Genomic DNA, 19,234 nt, shown 5'->3' with positions numbered 1-19,234 from the left:
CGTCCTACCCCTGGGGCGTCAGCAACTGCCCCTGAATGCCGTCGCCGATCACCAGGAAGTGGCCACCGGCGACGTGGTGCAAGGTGCGCAAGGGATCCTGGCCGCTGAAGTCCCAGCGGCCATCACGAAACACACGGGTATCGGCCTGGGCAGCGACCACCTCGCCGAGGAACAGGTCGTAACCCTGCTGGTTGTGCGGCTCGGGCAGCAGCCGGCATTCCAGCCAGGCCACGCACCCGGCGATCCGCGGCGCCGCGACCCGTTCACCCGCCAGGGTCTCGATACCATAGGCGGCGAACTTGTCGAGCTCGCGCCCGGTGGTATTGCCGACCGTCTGCACCAGATCCACCTGGGCCACGCAAGGCACGTTGAGCACGAAGCTGCCCTCGGCTTCCAAGAGCTCACGGGTCCAGGTCTGCTTGTCCAGCACCACCGCCACCTTGCACGGCTCGAAATCCACCGCCATGGCCCAGGCCGCGGCCATGACGTTACGCCGGCCGTCGTGGGCGGCGCTGACCAGTACCGTGGGTCCGTGGTTGAGCAGGCGATAGGCCTTGGCCAGGGGGACGGCGGCGAGGGTCGAATTCATGGACGCACTCCAGCGGGAAAAGCCCTCAGGGTAACGCAGCGGTTGCCATTCGGCGCCGCACGGGTAAAAAAATGCCGCTTTGCGCCGCCATGGCCTAAACGCCGGGAGACATCCAGGGTCTATCGCCCACTCCCGGTATGGGACCGACAAGAAACCTGCGTTAAGGATGACCTCTATGCCCACTCGCCTGGCTCTCTCCGCCCTGCTGTTCTGCGCCTGTTATCTCGGTTTGCCGCTGGCCCATGCCCAGACCACCAGCCCATCGCACGAGACTTCCGCTACCCAGCCACTCCTCTCCAGCTCCATCAACGACTTCAGCAACGAAGACTGGGATCGGGGCGTGCTGCGACGGGTCGCGGGGCTGACCATTCCGGCCACGCCAGCCAACGTCGAGGGCTTCATCAGTGGGCGTCAGGTCCAGCTGGGCGATGGTGAATGGCGTGCCATCACCGAGGTGCAGCGCGTCGGCGACAACCTGGCGGTGTTCCTCGACGGCACCCCGCTGGACGCCGAGGCCGTAGGCTATCCCCGGCGCCTGGCGGTGGATGACGCCCCCGGTACCGGTCGTCATCTGCAGCGCCTGCCGGGGCGCTTCAGCACCCCGATCAATGACTTCACCAACCAGGATTGGCTAAAGGGCGTCTACCGCAAGGCCGCCGGCATCTCCATTCCGGTCACCGAGCGCAATCGCGAAGAATTCAAGACCGGCGCCATCGTCCGCCTGGCTGACGGCCAGGACTATGCCGTCACCTACGTCAACGAATTCGGCCGCAGCATGGCGGTGTTTCTCGACAGCCCGGCGCTGCCCGGAGAGAAGTACGGTTATCCGCGCCAGCTGACCTTCGTCGCGCCACCGCCCAAGCCCTGAGACCGGGGCGGACCGGCGCTGGTAGAATCCCCCGCCCAGCGTCGTCCCCCCGGTCCGCCATGTCCAAGCTCAATCCCCGCCAGGCCGAAGCCGTGGCCTACATCAGCGGTCCCCTGCTGGTGCTGGCCGGTGCCGGCTCCGGCAAGACCAGCGTCATCACCCGCAAGATCGCCTACCTCGTACAGCAGTGCGGTATCCGCGCCCAGTACATCTGCGCCGTGACCTTCACCAACAAGGCGGCGCGGGAGATGAAGGCGCGGGTGGCCAGCCTGCTCAAGGCCGGCGAAGGCCGCGGCCTGACCGTCTCCACCTTCCACAACCTCGGGCTGAACATCATCCGCCGCGAGTACGTGCACCTGGGCTACAAGCCGGGCTTCTCGATCTTCGACGAGGGCGACATCAAGGCGCTGCTCACCGACATCATGCAGAAGGAATACCAGGGCGACGACGGCCTGGACGAGATCAAGAACTACATCGGCAACTGGAAGAACGACCTCATCCTGCCGGAAGAGGCCCTGGAAAAGGCGCGCACGCCCAAGGAGCAGACCGCCGCGGTGGTCTACCTGCACTACCAGCGCACCCTCAAGGCCTATAACGCGGTCGATTTCGACGACCTCATCCTGATGCCGGTGAAGCTGTTCCAGGAGCACCCCGAGGTGCTGGAGCGCTGGCGCAATCGCATCCGCTACATGCTGGTGGACGAATACCAGGACACCAACACCAGTCAGTACCTGCTGGTGAAGATGCTGGTGCAGGAGCGCGCCCAGTTCACCGTGGTGGGCGACGACGACCAGTCGATCTACGCCTGGCGCGGGGCGCGGCCGGAAAACCTGATGCAGCTCAAGGACGACTTCCCTTCGCTCAAGGTGGTGATGCTGGAGCAGAATTATCGCTCCACCAGCCGCATCCTCAAGTGCGCCAACGTGCTCATCGCCAACAACCCCCACGTGTTCGAGAAGCAGCTGTGGAGCGAGATGGGGCATGGCGACCCGATCCGGGTGCTGCGCTGCAAGAACGAGGACGGCGAGGCCGAGCGCATCGCCCTGGAAATCCTCACCTTGCACCTCAAGACCCAGCGACCCTACGCGGACTTCGCCATCCTCTATCGCGGCAACCACCAGGCCAAGCTGATGGAGCTCAAGCTGCAGCACCATCAGATCCCCTACCGGCTCTCCGGCGGTACCAGCTTCTTTGCCCGCCAGGAGGTCAAGGACGTGATGTCCTACCTGCGCCTGCTGGTGAATCCGGACGACGACAACGCCTTCCTGCGGGTGATCAACGTGCCGCGCCGGGAGATCGGCTCCACCACCCTGGAAAAGCTCGGCAACTATGCCGGCAGCCGCGACCTGTCGATGTATGCCGCGGCCGACGAGATCGGTCTGGGCGAGCACCTGGATGCCCGCTTCACCGAGCGCCTGGGGCGCTTCAAGCGCTGGATGGATGGCGTGCGCAAGAACTGCGCCGGCGAAGATCCCATCGGCGCCCTGCGCAGCATGGTGATGGACATCGACTACGAGAACTGGATTCGGCAGAACGCCAGCTCCGACAAGGTCGCCGACTTCCGCATGGGCAACGTCTGGTTCCTCATGGATGCGCTGAAGAACATCCTGGAAAAGGACGAGGAAGGCCAGATGACCATCGAGGATGCCATCGCCAAGCTGGTCCTGCGCGACATGCTCGAACGCCAGCAGGAGGAAGAGGAAGGCGCCGACGGCGTGCAGATGATGACCCTGCACGCTTCCAAGGGCCTGGAATTTCCCTATGTGTTCATCATGGGCATGGAGGAAGAGATCCTCCCGCACCGCTCCAGCATCGAGGCCGACACCATCGAGGAGGAGCGCCGCCTGGCCTACGTGGGCATTACCCGCGCGCGCCAGACCCTGGCCTTTACCTACGCCACCCGGCGCAAGCAGTACGGCGAGCTGATCGACTGCACCCCCAGCCGCTTCCTCGACGAATTGCCTCCCGAGGACCTGCAATGGGAAGGGCTGGAAGAGGCCCCCCAGGAACAGAAGGCCGCCCGCGGCAACGACGCCCTGGCGGCGATGCGGGCGATGCTGAAGAAGGGCTAGCGTAGGGCGCAGGAACCGGGCCGTCGCGCCCTGGCTACTGGCGCCGCTGACCCTGGCTATCGCTGCCGGTGGCGGCGCCTGGTGGTTTCCCAGGTTTGGTACGAAAAGTCGTCGAGCGCAGGCCAGGCAAGGCGGAATCGGTGAGGAAGCGGATAGGGCATGCGTTCCACACCGCCTGGTCAAGCCTGGGTACCTTTCCGACAGCGCCTAGGCTATTGGCAACGACGAGCCATCATCCCACCCCCTGGCCGTCCCCTGCCGGACGCGCCTGAGCCGGGCGTATCTTGGGCGCCACATGGGTAGCCCAGAGGCTGGTGGCGATGGGGGTCAGGACCGCCGTGAGCACCACGCAGACGGCCACTAGCGCCGTGGCGGCCGGGGCTTCGGCGGCGAAGGTCGGTGCCGCCTGGGCTACCAGGTGCGGCGTGGCGACCGCCGCACCGGCGGTACTGGAGGCCGCGATACCGGCCGTGCCGCGCCCGCCTCCTATCAGGATGTCCGCCGCCACCAGGGCGCTGCCCGACACCAGCACCACCGCCAGGGCCAGCAGCACCCCGAGCAGCCCCGTGGTCATGAGCACCCGCAGGTCGATGGTGTTGCCCAGGGCGAAGGCGAAGAAGGGCACCAGGATACGTGGCGCCCGCGACAGGAAATCACGCAGCTCCGGATCGAGATTGCCGAGCGCGAAGCCTGCCAGGAATGGCATGACGACGCCGATCAGCAGGCGCGGCTCGAAGCTCGCCAGCCCGGTCGAGCCGAGGATCAGCATGGTCACCAGGGGCCCGGACTCCAGGCCCATCAAGACCGTGGCGCCGGCTTCCTCGCGGGTGCCGTATTCCTCCATGAGCGAGGCATAGAGTCCGGCATTGGTCATGTCCAAGGCCGCCACGACGGCGAGTACCGACAGGCCAACGAAGAATCCGGACGTCACGCCACCGCTGGGCAACAGCTGCACGAGCAGCACGGCTACCAGCCAGGCGGTACCGATCTTGGTCAGGATCAGGGTGCCCGATTTGCGCAGCAGGGTACCGGTCGCCCGCGAGGGAATGGCGGCGCCCAGGCAGAACAGCCAGACCGCCAGGATGGGCACGATGCCGGTGATGAGACCCTGGGTGAAGGAGCCGAAGTAAGGACCGACTCCTGGCCAACTGGTATGCAGCACCGCCCCCAGCAAGAGCGGCACCAGCATCAGGCCGCCCGGGATACGCTCGATCGTCGCTTTGATTTTCATGGCGTCACCGAAGTGGACATTCATCCTGGAGAGCGGGCGGACCCGCTCCCGACCACGAGAAAAGGCTCTAGGAAGCTACTTTTCCAAAAGTCCAAGATCAAGAGAGAGGCAGGCGCAAGCGGCAGCCAGGGCTGACAATGAAGCGCTCACCGCTGCCCTTTCCTCACCAGGCCTGCCGCAATCACCGGCTGCTCGGCGCCCTGTGCCGGCCATTTGCCGCGCCTGGCCCAGGTTATTGGTCTGGAAGAGGCCTCAGGAACAGAAGACCACCCGCGGCAGCGATGCCCTGGCTGCGATACGGGCGATGCTCAAGCGGGGTCCTTGGCGGGATCGCCCTCACCCCAGCCCTCTCCCGGAGGGAGAGGGGGCTAGCAGGTGCAGCCTCGGGCTTGGGCACGCCCTCCCTGGCTTTGACGATACAACCATCCACCCTGCACCAACTGATCCCCTCTCCCCCTGGGAGAGGGTTAGGGTGAGGGCCCACCCCGCTTCCAGACTACCCCCAAACGACACCGCCCCCACGCCATACAGGCCATGGGGGCGGAGCGATTGCCGTGCTCAGGTCCTACTTGGTGAGGGCTAGTAAGGACAGGCTTGGGCAAGCCATCCCAGGCTCGGGCGATACACCCAAGCTTCACTCTGCGCCAATCGATCCCCTCTCCCTCTGGGAGAGGGTTAGGGTGAGGGCCCACCCCGCTCCAGACTGACACGCCCCAAACGACACCGCCCCCACGCCATACAGGCCGTGGGGGCGGGGCGATCGCCGTGTTCAGGTCTTACTTGGTGAGGGCTAGTAAGGACAGCCTCGGGCTTGGGCAAGCCATCCCAGGCTCGGGCGATACACCCAAGCTTCACTCTGCGCCAATCGATCCCCTCTCCCCCTGGGAGAGGGTTAGGGTGAGGGCCCACCCCGCTTCCAGACTACCTCCAAACGACACCGCCCCCACGCCATACAGGCCGTGAGGGCGGGGCGATTGCCGTGTTCAGGTCTTACTTGGCGAAGCTGGTCACCATGTCGAAGATCGGCTTGGGACGCTTGAGGTCATACATCATCCCGAAGTGCCGCTCGTGGACCACCGAGAGGCTCGGCTCGTCGAGCAGTTCGTAGACGTTGATCTCGGCCACCACATCCCGGTAGCTGGTGTTGAGCACCGTGAGCATCTGCTTGACGCTGTCGTAGCAGGCCCGATCGCCGTCACGGCCGCCATCGGTGTTGCCCTGGTAGACGTTGCCGCAGTTCATCTCGTTGAAGAACACCTTGGTCTTGTACTTGTTGGCCATGGCGCGTATCTGGCCCAGGTACATGTCCATCCAGTAGCCCTTGTCGTCGACATAGGGGTAGTAGTGGAAGCTGATGTAGTCGAAGTTGAAGCCCGACGCCTTGGCCTGGTCGAGGAACCACATGGCCCCATTGCGATCACCCGGGCAACGCGAGGTGGTGGTGCGATCATCCGAGTTGCACGCCATCACGTTGATGGTGGTCTTGAGGTTGGCGCCCAGCTCGTCCGAGGCCTGCTTGATGCCGCGATAGATCCCGACCAGGGTGTTGATGCGATCCTGCGCACCGGCCTTGGCGTAGTCCTGCTCGTTGCCGATCTCCCAGATCTTGATGTCGTTGGCGTAGCGCTTGGCCAGGGTATAGGCCTGCGCCTGGGTCAGCTTGTGGGTGATCACCGGCCGCAGGGTGATGTTGTACTTGCGGGCCAGGGACACCAGCCGATCCAGCTCGGGCAGGTTGGTCACCAGATACTCGCCGGAGCGATAGGTGCGCAGATTGCGCGCCGCCAGTAGCTGCAGGCGGGCCTCCATCTCGGCAGGCGGATAGGCTGCGCTGTTGTCGTGGCCGACCACCCCCAGGGGGATGTTCTTGTAGCCGGTCAACGGCGTTGAGGCGACCAGACCGCTGGCGACCGGCAGGACCACGTTCTGCACCGGTTGCACGCTGGCCGCGGGGGCCGGCGTGGTGGTGGTGCCCTGGGCCAGCGCCGTGCTCACCTTCTTGTCGAAGATGGCCTTGTCGTCACCAGCGGCAGCGCGCAGGACTTCCAGCGGCAGGTTGGCACGCGAGGTCACGCCATTGGCCAGGCGGCTGCTCCAGTAGGCGCTGCCACTGCTGTCGGCGCTGCGGCCATAGAGGTTCTGATAGACCTTGTTGACCAGAGCGGCGCCACTCAGCGAGCCATAGAGGGTAGTGGCTTCGCCATTGCCGGCGAAGGTGGCTGCCAGCTGTTCGACGCTCATATCGCCGGCCAGGCGCGAGGCCCAGTAGTTCAGCCCGCCGGCATCGGCCGCCCGGCCGTAGTAGGCCAGGTAGAGCTGCTCGACGGTGGTCAGCTTGGAGGCATTGGCGGCATTGCCCGCGGTGCCAGTGGCTGCTCCGGTGGTCGCCCCGGTAGTGGCCGTGCTACCTGCGGGAGTGGTGGTGGTGCCCGCGGCCGGGGCGGCGCCCGTGAGGGTGCCGGCGGTCGTGCCGGTGGTCGCCCCGGCGGTGCCGGTAGCACCGGTACCACCGGTGTTGCCGGCGGTTGCCCCGCCGGTCGCAGCCTGGGGCTTGGCCGGGGTAGCGGCGGTCGGCGTTACCTGGGGGCCGATGCCCGCGCAGCTGTCCTTGTCGAGGTACTTGGCCAGCACCGCCCACTGGGGCCGCTCCTTGCCATTGATGGGTTCGACCGCCTGGTTGTAGGTGCCCCAGCCGGGACCGGCAGCCCAGTAGGTGGCCGGAATGCAGTTCTGCTTCAGATAGGCGAGCATGCTGTCGAGAATGGGCAACCAGCGCGCATCTGTGTCAGGTACGCCGAAGCCACCGATGAAACCACGCTTGTTGTTGGCCTTGAGCCAGGTGACGAAAGGCTTGAGGCGCTCGACGCCATAGTTGGGCGCCAGGCTGGCCACGTTTAGGTTGGTATCGAAGAAGGCCTGGGCCATGAAGATCAGGTTGTTGGCCGGATCGTTCAGCTTGAGCAGGGCGTCGTTCCACTGCGGCCAGCGGGTGGTATCGGCCCAGCCATTGCCCTCGATGAAGATGGGATGGGTCGAATCGACCGCACGGACACCGTTGATGCCGTACTGGGCGGCGATCGGCCAGTTGCTCACGGCGTCATGGGGCTCGTTCATGATGTCGTAGCCATAGAGCGCCTGATGAGTGCCCCAGCGCTGCGCGATGCGGGTCATCAGGTTCTGGAAGGCCTCGTAGGGCACTTCGCCCGCGCCGATGACCTTGCCCTGGTAGCGGGCGTAGTTGTGCAGATCGAGGATGACCTTGACCCCGTACTTCTGGGCATAGCCCAGGGTGCGATCGACCAGTGCCGCATAGGCCGGGTCGAGATTGGCCCCCATGGACGGTTGCAGGCGCTCCCAGAGAATGGGGAAGCGCACCAGCTTCACGCCCTTGGCGCTCCACTGCTGGAAATGGCTCTCGGCCGGGAAGATGAAGTTGCGGTCGTTGACACCGGGCAGTACTTGGGCCGCGAAGGTGGCGCCGGAGAAGTTGAGACCGACCAGGTCAACGGCCTGGGCGGAGGTGGCAAGCGAAGCGGTGGCGAACAGGGCAGGCAACAGCAGCGCCTGACGCGGCAGGCGGCGGGAGATAGAGCTCAGGATAGTCATGCAGTGGAACCAGATAGGCCGAGGTGCGCGATTCGATCCGTGCATCCCACCTCGGTACAGCAGGAAAACTGCCAGGGAAGATCGTTTACCCGGCACCCGCAAAGCCTAGTGCAAGCGCTAGACCAATAAGAACCCGTGCCATCATCAGGCGGGGGTGAACGCGGTGTTTTGCCAGATGTACGGTGCCGATGATGGCACTTTCCCTACCACTTTCCCGTGACTACCCGGTCACGCGATGAGGCTATCCTTGCTTGAAGTCAGACTTGTCCGCTTTCTGACGCCCTAGGGCGCCCCGGCATAGCGACGGATGAGTTCCATGACCGGTTTAGGGCGGTCCAGGTCATACATGAGCCCAAAGTGCCGCTCGTGGGGAATCGAGTGGGTCGGCTCATCGAGCAGTTCGTAGACGTTGATCTCGCGCACGATGTCGCGATAGCGCCCATTGAGTTCGGACAGGATGGCCTCGAGGCTGTCATGGCAGCTGCGATCACCTGGCCGCCCCCCATCGGTGGTGCCCTTGTAGATCTCGCCGCAGTTGACCTCATTGAAGAAGATCCGCGTGCGGTACTTTTCCGCCATGGCGCGCATCTGGCCCAGGTAGAGATCCATCCAGTGGCCACGATCGTGGTAGTGCGGGTAGTAGTGGAAGCTGATGTAGTCGAAATCGAAGCCGGCCGCCTTGGCCTGGTCGAGAAACCACATGGAGCCCAGCCGATCCCCGGGGCAGCGTGCCTTGGGACCCTTCTCGCCAGGATTGCAGGACATCACGTTGATGGTGGTCTCGAGGCCTGCGTTCAGTTCGTCTGAAGCCCGGCGGATGCCGCGGTAAATGTCCACCAGCCGACTGATGCGAATACTGGCGCCTACCCGCGAATAGTCCTGCTCGTTGCCGATCTCCCAGATCTTGATGTCGTTGGCATAGCGCTTGGCCAGGGCATAGGCCTGGGCCTGGGTCAGCTGCCGGGTGATCACCGGACGCAGGGTGATGTTGTACTGACGGGCCAGGGCAACCAGGCGATCCATCCGCGGCGGATCCAGCAGCAGAAATTCGCCGGAGCGATAGCTGCGCAGGTTGTAGCGGTCGAGTAGCTGCAGCCGCTGTTCCATCTGCGCCTCGGGATAGGCGGCATTGTTGTCGTGCCCGACCACACCCAGGGGAATGAAGGGCAATTCGGGCAGGGCCACGGGATCGTTGGCCTGCACCGTGCCCCCCCACAACAGGGCCGCGACCAGACCAAGGCCGTACCAGGGCGAAACGCTAGGCATCATGCGCATCCTTGCAAAGAGGAGTTCCAGCGCGCGAGCATGGCAAAGCGCCGCCACGGCCTCAACGCCAAGGCTGGCCAGCCTGCGACGCCCCGCACATCTGCACAGGTTACAGTGAGTGTCCGCGCGTCCCGCCAAGGATCTGCCCATGACTGCTCCCCTGCTGCTGGCCCAGGCCTGCAACAATCGCTGGTCCAATCACCGACTGCTCACGGCCTGTGCCAGCTTGTCCGCCGCTGCCTTGCGCGCGCCCCAGCCCGCGGCCTTTTTCGGCTCGCTCTGGGCCCTGCTCGGCCATCTACTGGACGTGGATCTTTTCTACCTGGACGCCCTGCATCATCAGCCGCGCCCCTATCGTGACCACGCCTGGCCGGACCTGGCGACGCTGAGCGAAGCCCAGGCCGCCAGCGACCTGCGCCTGATGACCCTGTGCCGCGATCTCGATCCGGCGCGCCTGGCGCAGACCCTTACCCTGCCCCGCGCCAGCGGTCCTGTTCGCGAACAGGCCGGGCGGGTCCTGCAGCATCTCTTCGTACACCAGCTGCATCATCGCGGTCAGGCCCATGCCCTGCTCCTGGCAAGCGGCGTGGCGCCCCCGCAACTGGACGAATTCTTTCTCGCCCAGGACGAACCGCTACGCCGGGCGGAGCTGGCTTTGCTGGGGATCGACGAAGAGGAGTTGTGGGGAATCGCCCCGTAGGTAGGGTTGAGCGCAGCGAAGCCCAGCGGGCCTTGCCTCAGCGTGGCGGCGATGTTGGGCTTCGACGATGGAGCTGTCTCAGCCCAACCTACGGTCTGCTCACGAATCTACCCGTACCGAGGAACTCGAGCGTCCACTCGGACAGACCCCTCTCCTTCCGGGAGAGGCTTGGGGTGAAGGCGCCGCCGGCACAGGCTTCCAGAGGGAAAGGGCTGCGCCGTTTTCCATCCTGCAACCGCCGTGCTGCGGGTGCTCAGAAATTCGCTGGCGTGGTCGCGCTGATCAGTCGGGCGGGGGTCTCGAAGGGATTGCGGAAGCGGTGCGGTCGGCTGCTTTCGAAATAGTAGCTGTCGCCCGGTTCGAGTACGTGCACCTCGCCGCCCACGGTCAGCTCCAGCCGGCCTTCCACCACCAGGCCGGCCTCCTCGCCCTCATGGGCGTACATCTCTTCGCCGGTGTCGGCGCCCGGCGGATAGGTCTCGTCGAGAAAGGCCAGGGCCCGGCTGGGATGGGCACGGCCGACCAGGCGCATGCGCACGGTCTGGGCGCCACTGGAGATATCGATGAGTTCGCCCGCACGATAGACCACCTGGGTCGGCGCGTCCTGTTCCAGGTCCAGGGAAAAGAACTCCACCAGGGACATGGGAATGCCAGCCAGCACCTTTTTCAGCGAGCTGATGGAGGGACTGACACTGTTCTTCTCGATCATCGAGATGGTGCTGTTGGTCACCCCGGCACGCTTGGCGAGCTCGCGCTGGGACAGGCCCTTGAGGGTACGGATGGTTTGCAGGCGGGCACCGACGTCCAAGGTGGGAAAGACTCCTCGAGCAGGCGGGGGAGACGTGGCCAGGCCACGCGCTGAAGGCGTGCCACGGCACGGTGTTCGGCATCATGGCAACGCTGTTCGAGATTTACAACACCAGGGCGGACGTGCGGGCCTGGCTGCGCTCACCCATGTTCGCCAACGGGCAGGCGATCCGCCTGGACTCAGTCGCGATAGCTGCGCGGCACCCGCTTGAGGTTGCACAGCAACTGGTAGGGGATGGTGTCGCAGCGGGTGGCCAGGTCAGCCACCGATACCTGCCGGCCCCAGAATTCCACCTCGCTGCCCACGCCTGCCTGGGGGTGGTCGGTCAGGTCGACGGTGAGCATGTCCATGGAGACGCGGCCGATCAGTTGCCCGGGACGGCCTTCGATCGCCACCGGGGTGCCATTGGGCGCATGGCGCGGATAGCCGTCGGCATAGCCCAGGGCGACCACGCCGACCCGGGTCGGCCCGGAGGTGACGAAGCGCGCGCCATAACCCACCGGCTCGCCGGCCGGCAGTTCGCGCACGGCGATCACCCGGGAGGTCAGGGTCATCACCGGTTGCAGCCGCTCGGCGGCGGCCTGGGACGCAGCGAAGGGTGAGATGCCATAGAGCATCAGCCCCGGGCGCACCCAGTCGCCGGCCGCCTGGGGCCAACCCAGGGTCGCCGGGGAATTGCGCAGGCTGGTGGGGCCGGGCAGCCCCGCGGTGGCGGCGCGGAAGGTGGCGATCTGTGCCGTGGTGGCAGGGCTGTCGGGTTCGTCGGCGCGGGCGAAGTGGGTGAGCTTGACGATGCCGCTGACCTTGCCGCTGGCCAGCAGCCGGTGATACGCGGCAGCGTAATCCTCAGGGAAGAAGCCGACCCGGTGCATGCCCGAATCCAGCTTCAGCCAGACCTGCACCGGACGCGCCAGGGTGGCCCGCTCCAGAGCCTCCAGTTGCCAGTCGGCATGAATCACCGTCCAGAGATCGTGCTCGACGATCAGCGGCAATTCGTCGACCCCGAAGAAGCCTTCCAGCAGCAGGATGGGCGCGCGGATCCCCGCGGCGCGCAGCTCAAGTGCCTCCTCGATGCAAGCCACGGCAAAACCATCGGCCTCGCTGGCCAGGGTCTTGGCCACTGCCACCGCGCCGTGCCCATAGGCATCGGCCTTGATCACCGCCAGGGCGCGGGCATCGGAGAGTTCACGCGCCAGACGGTAGTTCTGGCGCAGGGCGGCGAGGTCGATGACGGCGCGAGCGGGACGCATGGGAGGTCTCGGCAGGGAGAGAGAGGGAAAGTTTGGGGGGCGTGAAACACCCTCACCCCGGCCCTCTCCCAGAGGGAGAGGGGGAATAGCGGTCTTACGCCTTGACGGCGGCGATGACGTTCATCTCCACCAGGATGTCCGGCTTGGCCAGCTTGGCTTCGACGGTGGTGCGACCTGGAGTGGCGCCCTGGGCGGCCCATTCGTCCCAGGCGCGGTTCATGCCCTCGAAGTGCAGGGCGATGTCGCGCAGGAAGATGGTCACCACCAGGATGTGTTCCTTGTCGCTGCCGGCCTCGGCGAGAAACTTGTCGACGTTGGCCAGGGTTTCGCGGGTCTGCTGGTAGATATCGCCAGAAAAATCGTCGGCCAGCTGGCCGGCCAGGTAGACGGTGCCGTTATGGATGTTGATTTCGCTCAGGCGGCGATCAGTGTGCAGACGCTGTACGGGCATTGCGCGGGGACTCCTGGGTGGCGGAATAGCGGGAGATGTCGAGACCCTCGGCACTGATCTGTGGCTGCTTGCGGGCGATCAGATCGGCCAGCAGACGGCCGGAACCACAAGCCATGGTCCAGCCCAGTGTCCCGTGTCCGGTGTTGAGGAACAGGTTGCGATAGCGGGTGGCGCCGACGATGGGGGTCCCGTCCGGGGTGGCGGGTCGCAGGCCGGTCCAGAAACTGGCCTGGGCGAGGTCGCCGCCGCGAGGATAGAGGTCCCCGGTGATCATTTCCAGGGTCGCGCGGCGACGCGGGTCCAGGCTCAGGTCGAAGCCGCAGATCTCGGCCATGCCACCGACACGGATACGGTCGTCGAAGCGGGTGATGGCGACCTTGTAGGTTTCGTCGAGGATGGTCGAGGTCGGCGCCATGCTGGCATCGACGATGGGCACCGTCAGCGAATAGCCCTTGAGCGGATAGACCGGGGCGCGAATCCCCAGGGGCGCCAGCAGTTGCGGCGAATAGCTGCCCAGGGCCAGGACGTAGTAATCGGCGGTGAGCAGTTCGCCGTCGACGCGGACGCCGTCGAGGTGATCGCCGTTGGCGCTGAGCTGCTGGATCTCCGCGCCGAAGCGAAATTCCACACCCAGGCGGCGGGCCTCCTCGGCCAGGCGATTGGTGAACAGGAAGCAGTCGCCGGTCTGGTCGTTGGGCAGGCGCAGACCGCCGGCCAGCTTGTGCTTGACCGCCGCCAGCGCCGGTTCGACCCGCGCCACGCCATCACGGTCGAGCAGCTCGAAGGGCACACCGGAGCGCTCCAGCACGGCGATGTCCTTGGCCGCGGCATCCACCTGCTGCTGGGTGCGGAAGATCTGGGTGGTGCCCAGCTGGCGGCCTTCGTAGGCGATACCAGTGTCCTCACGCAACTCGTCGAGGCAGTCGCGGCTGTATTCGGACAGCCGCACCATGCGCTCCTTGTTCACCGCATAGCGCGCAGCCGTACAGTTGCGCAGCATCTGCGCCATCCACAGGTATTGGTTGCTGTCACCGGTCAGGCGGATGGCCAGGGGCGCATGCTTCTGGAACAGCCACTTCAACGCCTTGAGCGGCACGCCGGGCGCGGCCCAGGGCGAGGCATAGCCAGGGGACACCTGACCGGCATTGGCATGGCTGGTCTCCAGGGCGGGACCGGCCTGGCGATCGACCACGACCACCTCGAAACCCTGGCGGGCCAGATAGTAGGCGCTGGTCGTACCGATGACGCCGCTACCCAAAACCAGTACACGCATCGCTAGCTCCTGGCCGGTGAGAGGATTTCGCCGGCTTTCGTCGGAATGAAGGCAGATACGGCAAGTATAGAAAGGCGCTTGCAGTGCTAATCACTGAAGAATTGCCTATATTCGGAGTAATTTTCCGGTAAAGCCCCCTTTGGCAGAGACCCCGCGATGCGTACTCATCACCAGGCCAGACGCGAGCTGGACAAGATCGACCGCAACATCCTGCGCATCCTCCAGGACGATGGCCGCATCTCCTTCACCGAGCTGGGCGAGCGCGTGGGGCTGTCCACCACGCCCTGCACCGAACGCGTCCGCCGCCTGGAGCGCGAAGGCATCATCCAGGGCTACAACGCCCGCCTGAATCCGCAGCATCTCAAGGCCGGCCTGCTGGTGTTCGTCGAACTGAGCCTGGACTACAAGTCCGGTGACACCTTCGAGGAATTCCGCCGCGCCGTGCTCAAGCTGCCCCAGGTGCTGGAATGCCACCTGGTCTCCGGCGAATTCGACTACCTGGTCAAGGCGCGCATCTCGGAGATGGCCTCCTATCGCAAGCTGCTGGGTGACATCCTGCTCAAGCTGCCCCATGTGCGCGAATCCAAGAGCTACATCGTGATGGAAGAGATCAAGGAGACCCTGAGCCTGCCGGTGCCGGACTAGCGCTCGCCTGGCGATCCCGGCGCTGGGCGTCTAGGCTGCGGTCTTTCGCAGGATGGCCAAGGAGGCCTGCCCATGGATCCACGTCAGCGTCAGCTCATCACCGCCGCCAATCGCCAGGCCTGGGAGGTGTCGGCCCCGCTCCACGCCCAGGGTGAGGACTGGCAGCGCCTGCTGGAACAGGCCCGGCAACCCGGTTTCTCGGTCCTCGATGCCTGCCTGACCGCCACCCTCGGCGACCTGGACATCCGTGGCCTGAGCTGCGCCCAGGTCGGCTGCAACAATGCCCGCGAACTGCTCTCCCTGGCCGCCTTCGGCGCGCGGCCCGCGCTGGGCATCGACCAGGCACCTGCCTTCCTCGCCCAAGGCGAGCAACTGGCCGCGGCGGCAGGCCTGGCGCCCCGATTGGTAGCAGCCGACATCTATGCGCTGCCCGAGGATCTCGGCCAGCATGACCTGGTGCTGATCACCATCGGCGTGCTGAACTGGATGCCGGACCTGCCCGCCTTCTTCGCCGCCGTGACCGGTCTGCTGGCTCCGGGTGGGCGCCTGGTGATCTACGAGACCCATCCGTTCCTGGAGATGTTCGAGCCCCACGCGGACCAGCCGCTGCTGCCCCACTACAGCTACTTCCGCCATGAGCCCCTGGTCAGCGAGGCGCTCATCGCCTATGACGGCGAATCCCATGGGCAGGGCGCAGCGAGTTACTGGCATATCCACACCCTGGGCGCCATCGTGACCGCCTGCCTGGACGCAGGCCTGATCCTGCAACGGCTGGAGGAGCATCCGCACTCCAATCGCGAGGTCGACTACGACCGCTATCAGGGCCAGGTCGCCCAGTTGCCGATGAGCTTTACCCTGGTGGCACAACGGCCGACGGCTTAGAACCTATTCAAAGTCAGCGGCGCGTCGGCCAAACCGCGTCGAACAGACGTTCGGAATGCTCATTTACTCTGTGTAAACTCGAGCGCGAGTCCGATCCGCTTCCTCGAGTCTGTTCTCCTTGCCTGACTCTAGCTCGCAAGACGTTGAACAGGCTCTTGTCCCTTTCACCCGCAAAATCAGACGCCGCCTATGCAGCCCCACGCGCCCTCCTACTACGCCGCCACCGCCAATCTGGAACTGGACTTGCCGCCCCTGGAGGGCGAGGTCCAGGCGGATGTCTGCGTGGTCGGCGGTGGCTTCTCCGGGCTCAACACCGCCCTGGAACTGGCCGAGCGCGGCGCGCGGGTAGTGCTGCTGGAAGCCCGGCGTATCGGCTGGGGAGCCAGCGGACGCAATGGCGGTCAACTGATCCGCGGCGTCGGCCACGACGTCGAGCAGTTCGAATCGGTCATAGGCGCCGAGGGGGTACGCGAACTCAAGCGCCTGGGCTTCGAGGCGGTGGATCTGGTCCGCCAGCGTATCGCCCGCCACGACATCCAGTGCGATCTCCGCTGGGGCTTCGCCGACCTGGCCAACAAGCCGCGTCACTGGCAGCACCTGCAGGAAGAACAGACCGCGCTCCAGGCCCTGGGCTATCCCCATCCACTGCGCCTGGTGCCCAAGGACCAACTGGCCGAGGTGGTCGGCTCCCAGCGCTACGAAGGCGCCCTGGTGGACGAGGGTTCCGGCCACCTGCATCCGCTCAACCTGGCCCTGGGCGAGGCTGCCGCGGCCCAGGCCCTGGGCGTGCAGCTCTTCGAGGACAGCCAGGTCACCCGCCTGGAATACGGCCCCAAGGTGCGGGTGCATACCGCCCGTGGCCGGGTCTCCGCCGATACCCTGGTGCTCTGCTGCAACGCATACATCAATGAGCTGCAGCCTGACCTCGCCGCCCAGGTCCTGCCGGCAGGCAGCTACGTGATCGCCACCGAACCGCTCTCGGCCGAACGCGCCGCGCGCCTGCTGCCAGGCAACCGGGCGGTCTGTGACCAGAACGTGGCGGTGGATTACTTCCGTCTCTCCGCCGACCGCCGCCTGCTGTTCGGCGGTGCCTGCCACTATTCCGGACGCGATCCCAAGGACATCGCCGGCTACATGAGGCCGAAGATGCTGGAGGTCTTCCCCGAACTGGCGGACGTGCGGGTGGACTACGCCTGGGGCGGCATGATCGGCATCGGCGCCAATCGCCTGCCGCAGATCGGTCGGCTGCGCGAGCATCCCAACGTCTTCCACGCCCAGGCCTATGCCGGCCATGGGGTCAACGCCACCCACCTGGCCGGCCATCTGCTGGCCGAGGCGATCCTGGCTCAATCAGCCGGTTTCGACCTCTTCGCCCAGGTGCCCCATGCGCGCTTCCCCGGCGGTCGCCACCTGCGCTCGCCGCTGCTGGCCCTGGGCATGCTGTGGTATCGCCTCAAGGACAGCCTGTGATCCGCCTGGTCGTTCCGCTGCTGCTGGCGCTGCTGGCCGGCTGCGCCACGCCGATCCCGCGCCACGCCTCCCAGGTGTTGCCGGTCGCCGGCACCGCCCTGGACAGCCAGGTGCGCACGGCCGGCGCCATCCATCCGGGCCTGTCGGGTCTGCGTCTGCTGGAAACCAGCACCGACGCCTTCACCGCTCGCGCCGAGCTGATTCGCAAGGCCCAGCGCAGCCTGGACATCCAGTACTACATCGTCCACGACGGCCTCACCACGCGGCTGCTGGTCAACGAACTGCTCAAGGCGGCGGATCGCGGCGTGCGCATCCGTTTTCTCATCGACGACACCAGCAGCGACGGCAATGACTATCAGATCGCCGTGCTGGCCGCCCACCCCAACGTGCAGATCCGCGTCTTCAATCCGCTGCACCTGGGCCGCAGCACCGGCCCGACCCGAGCCCTGGGCCGCCTGGTGGATCTCAACCACCAGCATCGGCGCATGCACAACAAGCTGTGGCTGGCCGACGACAGCGTAGCCATCGTCGGCGGTCGCAACCTGGGCGACGAGTACTTCGATGCCCGCCCGGAGATGAACTTCACCGATCTCGACCTGCTCGCCGCTGGCCCGGTGGCGCGGCAACTGGGTACCAGCTTCGACCAGTACTGGAACAGCCCCCTGAGCCAGCCGGCCCGGCGGCTGCGCTGGTTCGCTCCCTCGCCCAACGCCCTGGTGCGGCTGCGCGCACGGCTGCACCGCTATCTCGACAGCGAACGCACCCGCGACCTGGCGCTGTACAACCGGCTGCGCCGCTACGCTACGGCCCCGCAACTCGACGGCTGGCTGCAGGAGCTGACCTGGGCCCATGCCCAGGCGTTCTGGGATGCGCCGCGCAAGGTGCTGGCCGACGACGAGCCGGACTGGCAGCTGCTGCTGACCCGCCAGCTGCAACCGATCCTGGATGGCGCCCAGCACGAGCTGCTGCTGGTCTCCTCCTACTTCGTGCCCATGAATCAGGGGGTCGCCTACCTGGGCGGCCTGGCCGCCCGTGGCGTGGACGTGCGGGTGCTGACCAACGCCCTGGAAGCCACTGACGTACCCGCCGTGCATGCCGGCTACGCGCCCTATCGCGCGGCCCTGCTGGCCCAGGGCGTCAAGCTCTTCGAGCTGCGCGCCCGTCCGGACCAGAAGCGATCCGCCCTGCCCTACAGCTTCGGCGAATCCGAATCCAGCCTGCACAGCAAGGCCATGGCCATCGACGGGCGCTGGTCCTTCATCGGCTCCTTCAACTTCGATCCGCGCTCGGTGCTGTGGAACACCGAGGTCGGGGTGCTGGTGGACAGCCCGGCCCTCACCGGTCGCCTGCGGCAGCTGATACTGCAGGGCATGGACCCCAGCGTCTCCTACGCGGTCAAGCGTGTCGAGGATCGGGGGCAGGTGCGGCTGGAGTGGGTCAGCGAGCGCAATGGCGAGCCCCGGGTGCTGCACCACGAACCCGGCAGTGCCTGGCGCCGCTTCAACGCCTGGGTGGTCAAGGCAGTGGGGCTGGAGCGGATGCTCTAGGCTTCGCCCTCACCCCAACCCTCTCCCAGAGGGAGAGGGGGTTAGATCGTAGGTTGGGTTGAGACAGCTCCATCGTCGAAGCCCAACAACCCGCACCGTACCAACCGGGCTTCGCTCGCGCTCAACCCAACCTACGCGAGCCATCGGCTGGACGCCCGCAGGTTGGGCTGAGGCGGCTCCATCGTCGAAGCCCAACAACAGGCACCGTGCCAACCCTGTTGGGCTTCGCTCGCGCTCAACCCAACCTACGCGAGCCATCGGCTGGACGCCCGCAGGTTGGGCTGAGACAGCCCCATCGTCGAAGCCCAACAACAGGCACCGTGCCAACCCTGTTGGGTTTCGCTCGCGCTCAACCCAACCTACGCGAGCCAACGGCTGGACGCCCGTAGGTTGGGCTGAGACAGCTCCATCGTCGAAGCCCAACAACAGGCACCGTGCCAACCCTGTTGGGTTTCGCTCGCGCTCAACCCAACCTACGCGAGCCAACGGCTGGACGCCCGTAGGTTGGGCTGAGACAGCTCCATCGTCGAAGCCCAACAACAGGCACCGTGCCAACCCTGTTGGGTTTCGCTCGCG

General features: G+C 65.9%; 15 protein-coding genes. 7 read left to right on the top strand and 8 right to left on the bottom strand.

Annotated features, from left to right (window positions below):
- Positions 1-4 precede the first annotated feature (4 nt).
- Positions 5-589 (bottom strand): flavin reductase family protein, encoded by a 585-nt coding sequence (locus PJ259_RS17455; protein WP_271653648.1) that lies wholly within the window; start codon positions 587-589, stop codon positions 5-7.
- Between the two features lie 175 nt (positions 590-764).
- Here PJ259_RS17455 and PJ259_RS17450 point away from each other — a divergent pair, with 175 nt between their 5' ends.
- Complete coding sequence (locus tag PJ259_RS17450) at positions 765-1,457, top strand: hypothetical protein (protein ID WP_271653647.1); 693 nt, start codon at positions 765-767, stop codon at positions 1,455-1,457.
- A 59-nt stretch (positions 1,458-1,516) separates the two neighbouring features.
- Positions 1,517-3,529 carry a DNA helicase Rep gene (rep, locus tag PJ259_RS17445; protein ID WP_271653646.1) on the top strand — a complete coding sequence of 671 codons (2,013 nt, stop codon included), beginning with the start codon at positions 1,517-1,519 and terminating at the stop codon, positions 3,527-3,529.
- Positions 3,530-3,761: 232 nt separating this feature from the next.
- On the opposite strand, the gene kdgT is transcribed toward rep, so the two are convergent.
- The 3 genes from kdgT to PJ259_RS17430 all read right to left on the bottom strand — a co-directional run bounded on the left by kdgT (position 3,762) and on the right by PJ259_RS17430 (position 9,635).
- A complete protein-coding gene (gene kdgT / locus PJ259_RS17440; protein ID WP_059313216.1) occupies positions 3,762-4,760 on the bottom strand; it encodes a 2-keto-3-deoxygluconate transporter in 999 nt (332 codons plus the stop codon).
- A 990-nt stretch (positions 4,761-5,750) separates the two neighbouring features.
- Positions 5,751-8,366 (bottom strand): cellulase family glycosylhydrolase, encoded by a 2,616-nt coding sequence (locus tag PJ259_RS17435; RefSeq protein WP_271653645.1) that lies wholly within the window; start codon positions 8,364-8,366, stop codon positions 5,751-5,753.
- 282 nt (positions 8,367-8,648) lie between these two features.
- The gene (locus PJ259_RS17430) at positions 8,649-9,635 is read right to left on the bottom strand and encodes a glycosyl hydrolase 53 family protein (protein WP_271653644.1); all 987 of its coding nucleotides are present in this window, start codon (positions 9,633-9,635) and stop codon (positions 8,649-8,651) included.
- A 145-nt stretch (positions 9,636-9,780) separates the two neighbouring features.
- Here PJ259_RS17430 and PJ259_RS17425 point away from each other — a divergent pair, with 145 nt between their 5' ends.
- On the top strand, positions 9,781-10,332 hold the full coding sequence (locus tag PJ259_RS17425; RefSeq protein ID WP_271653643.1) for a DinB family protein: 552 nt from the start codon (positions 9,781-9,783) through the stop codon (positions 10,330-10,332).
- A 253-nt stretch (positions 10,333-10,585) separates the two neighbouring features.
- Here PJ259_RS17425 and PJ259_RS17420 read toward each other — a convergent pair whose 3' ends face one another.
- The 4 genes from PJ259_RS17420 to dadA form a co-directional block, all read right to left on the bottom strand.
- Positions 10,586-11,140 carry a cupin domain-containing protein gene (locus tag PJ259_RS17420; protein ID WP_271653642.1) on the bottom strand — a complete coding sequence of 185 codons (555 nt, stop codon included), beginning with the start codon at positions 11,138-11,140 and terminating at the stop codon, positions 10,586-10,588.
- 179 nt (positions 11,141-11,319) lie between these two features.
- Positions 11,320-12,390, bottom strand: a complete 1,071-nt coding sequence (gene alr / locus PJ259_RS17415) for an alanine racemase (RefSeq protein WP_271653641.1) — start codon at positions 12,388-12,390, stop codon at positions 11,320-11,322.
- Between the two features lie 94 nt (positions 12,391-12,484).
- Entirely contained in the window at positions 12,485-12,841 is a 357-nt protein-coding gene (locus PJ259_RS17410; protein ID WP_059313211.1) for a RidA family protein, read from the bottom strand.
- Positions 12,816-14,114, bottom strand: a complete 1,299-nt coding sequence (gene dadA, locus PJ259_RS17405; RefSeq protein WP_271653640.1) for a D-amino acid dehydrogenase — start codon at positions 14,112-14,114, stop codon at positions 12,816-12,818. Before dadA ends, PJ259_RS17410 begins: the two co-directional genes overlap by 26 nt.
- Before the next feature lie 156 nt (positions 14,115-14,270).
- On the opposite strand from dadA, the gene PJ259_RS17400 reads away from it, so the two are divergent.
- The 4 genes from PJ259_RS17400 (at position 14,271) to PJ259_RS17385 (ending at position 18,658) form a co-directional block, all read left to right on the top strand.
- Positions 14,271-14,759, top strand: a complete 489-nt coding sequence (locus PJ259_RS17400; RefSeq protein ID WP_007159864.1) for an Lrp/AsnC ligand binding domain-containing protein — start codon at positions 14,271-14,273, stop codon at positions 14,757-14,759.
- A 72-nt stretch (positions 14,760-14,831) separates the two neighbouring features.
- Positions 14,832-15,641: a class I SAM-dependent methyltransferase gene (locus PJ259_RS17395; RefSeq protein ID WP_271653639.1), complete on the top strand. Its 810-nt coding sequence runs from the start codon at positions 14,832-14,834 to the stop codon at positions 15,639-15,641.
- 189 nt (positions 15,642-15,830) lie between these two features.
- Entirely contained in the window at positions 15,831-17,111 is a 1,281-nt protein-coding gene (locus PJ259_RS17390) for an NAD(P)/FAD-dependent oxidoreductase (RefSeq protein ID WP_271653638.1), read from the top strand.
- A complete protein-coding gene (locus tag PJ259_RS17385; protein ID WP_271653637.1) occupies positions 17,108-18,658 on the top strand; it encodes a phospholipase D family protein in 1,551 nt (516 codons plus the stop codon). Before PJ259_RS17390 ends, PJ259_RS17385 begins: the two co-directional genes overlap by 4 nt.
- The last annotated feature ends 576 nt before the right edge of the window (positions 18,659-19,234 follow it).

Source organism: Pseudomonas sp. JBR1, assembly GCF_028198185.1.
Lineage (GTDB): Bacteria > Pseudomonadota > Gammaproteobacteria > Pseudomonadales > Pseudomonadaceae > Chryseomonas > Chryseomonas oryzihabitans_E.
Note: the sequence above shows the minus strand (reverse complement) of the source record. Positions and strands in the feature narration are given on the sequence as shown.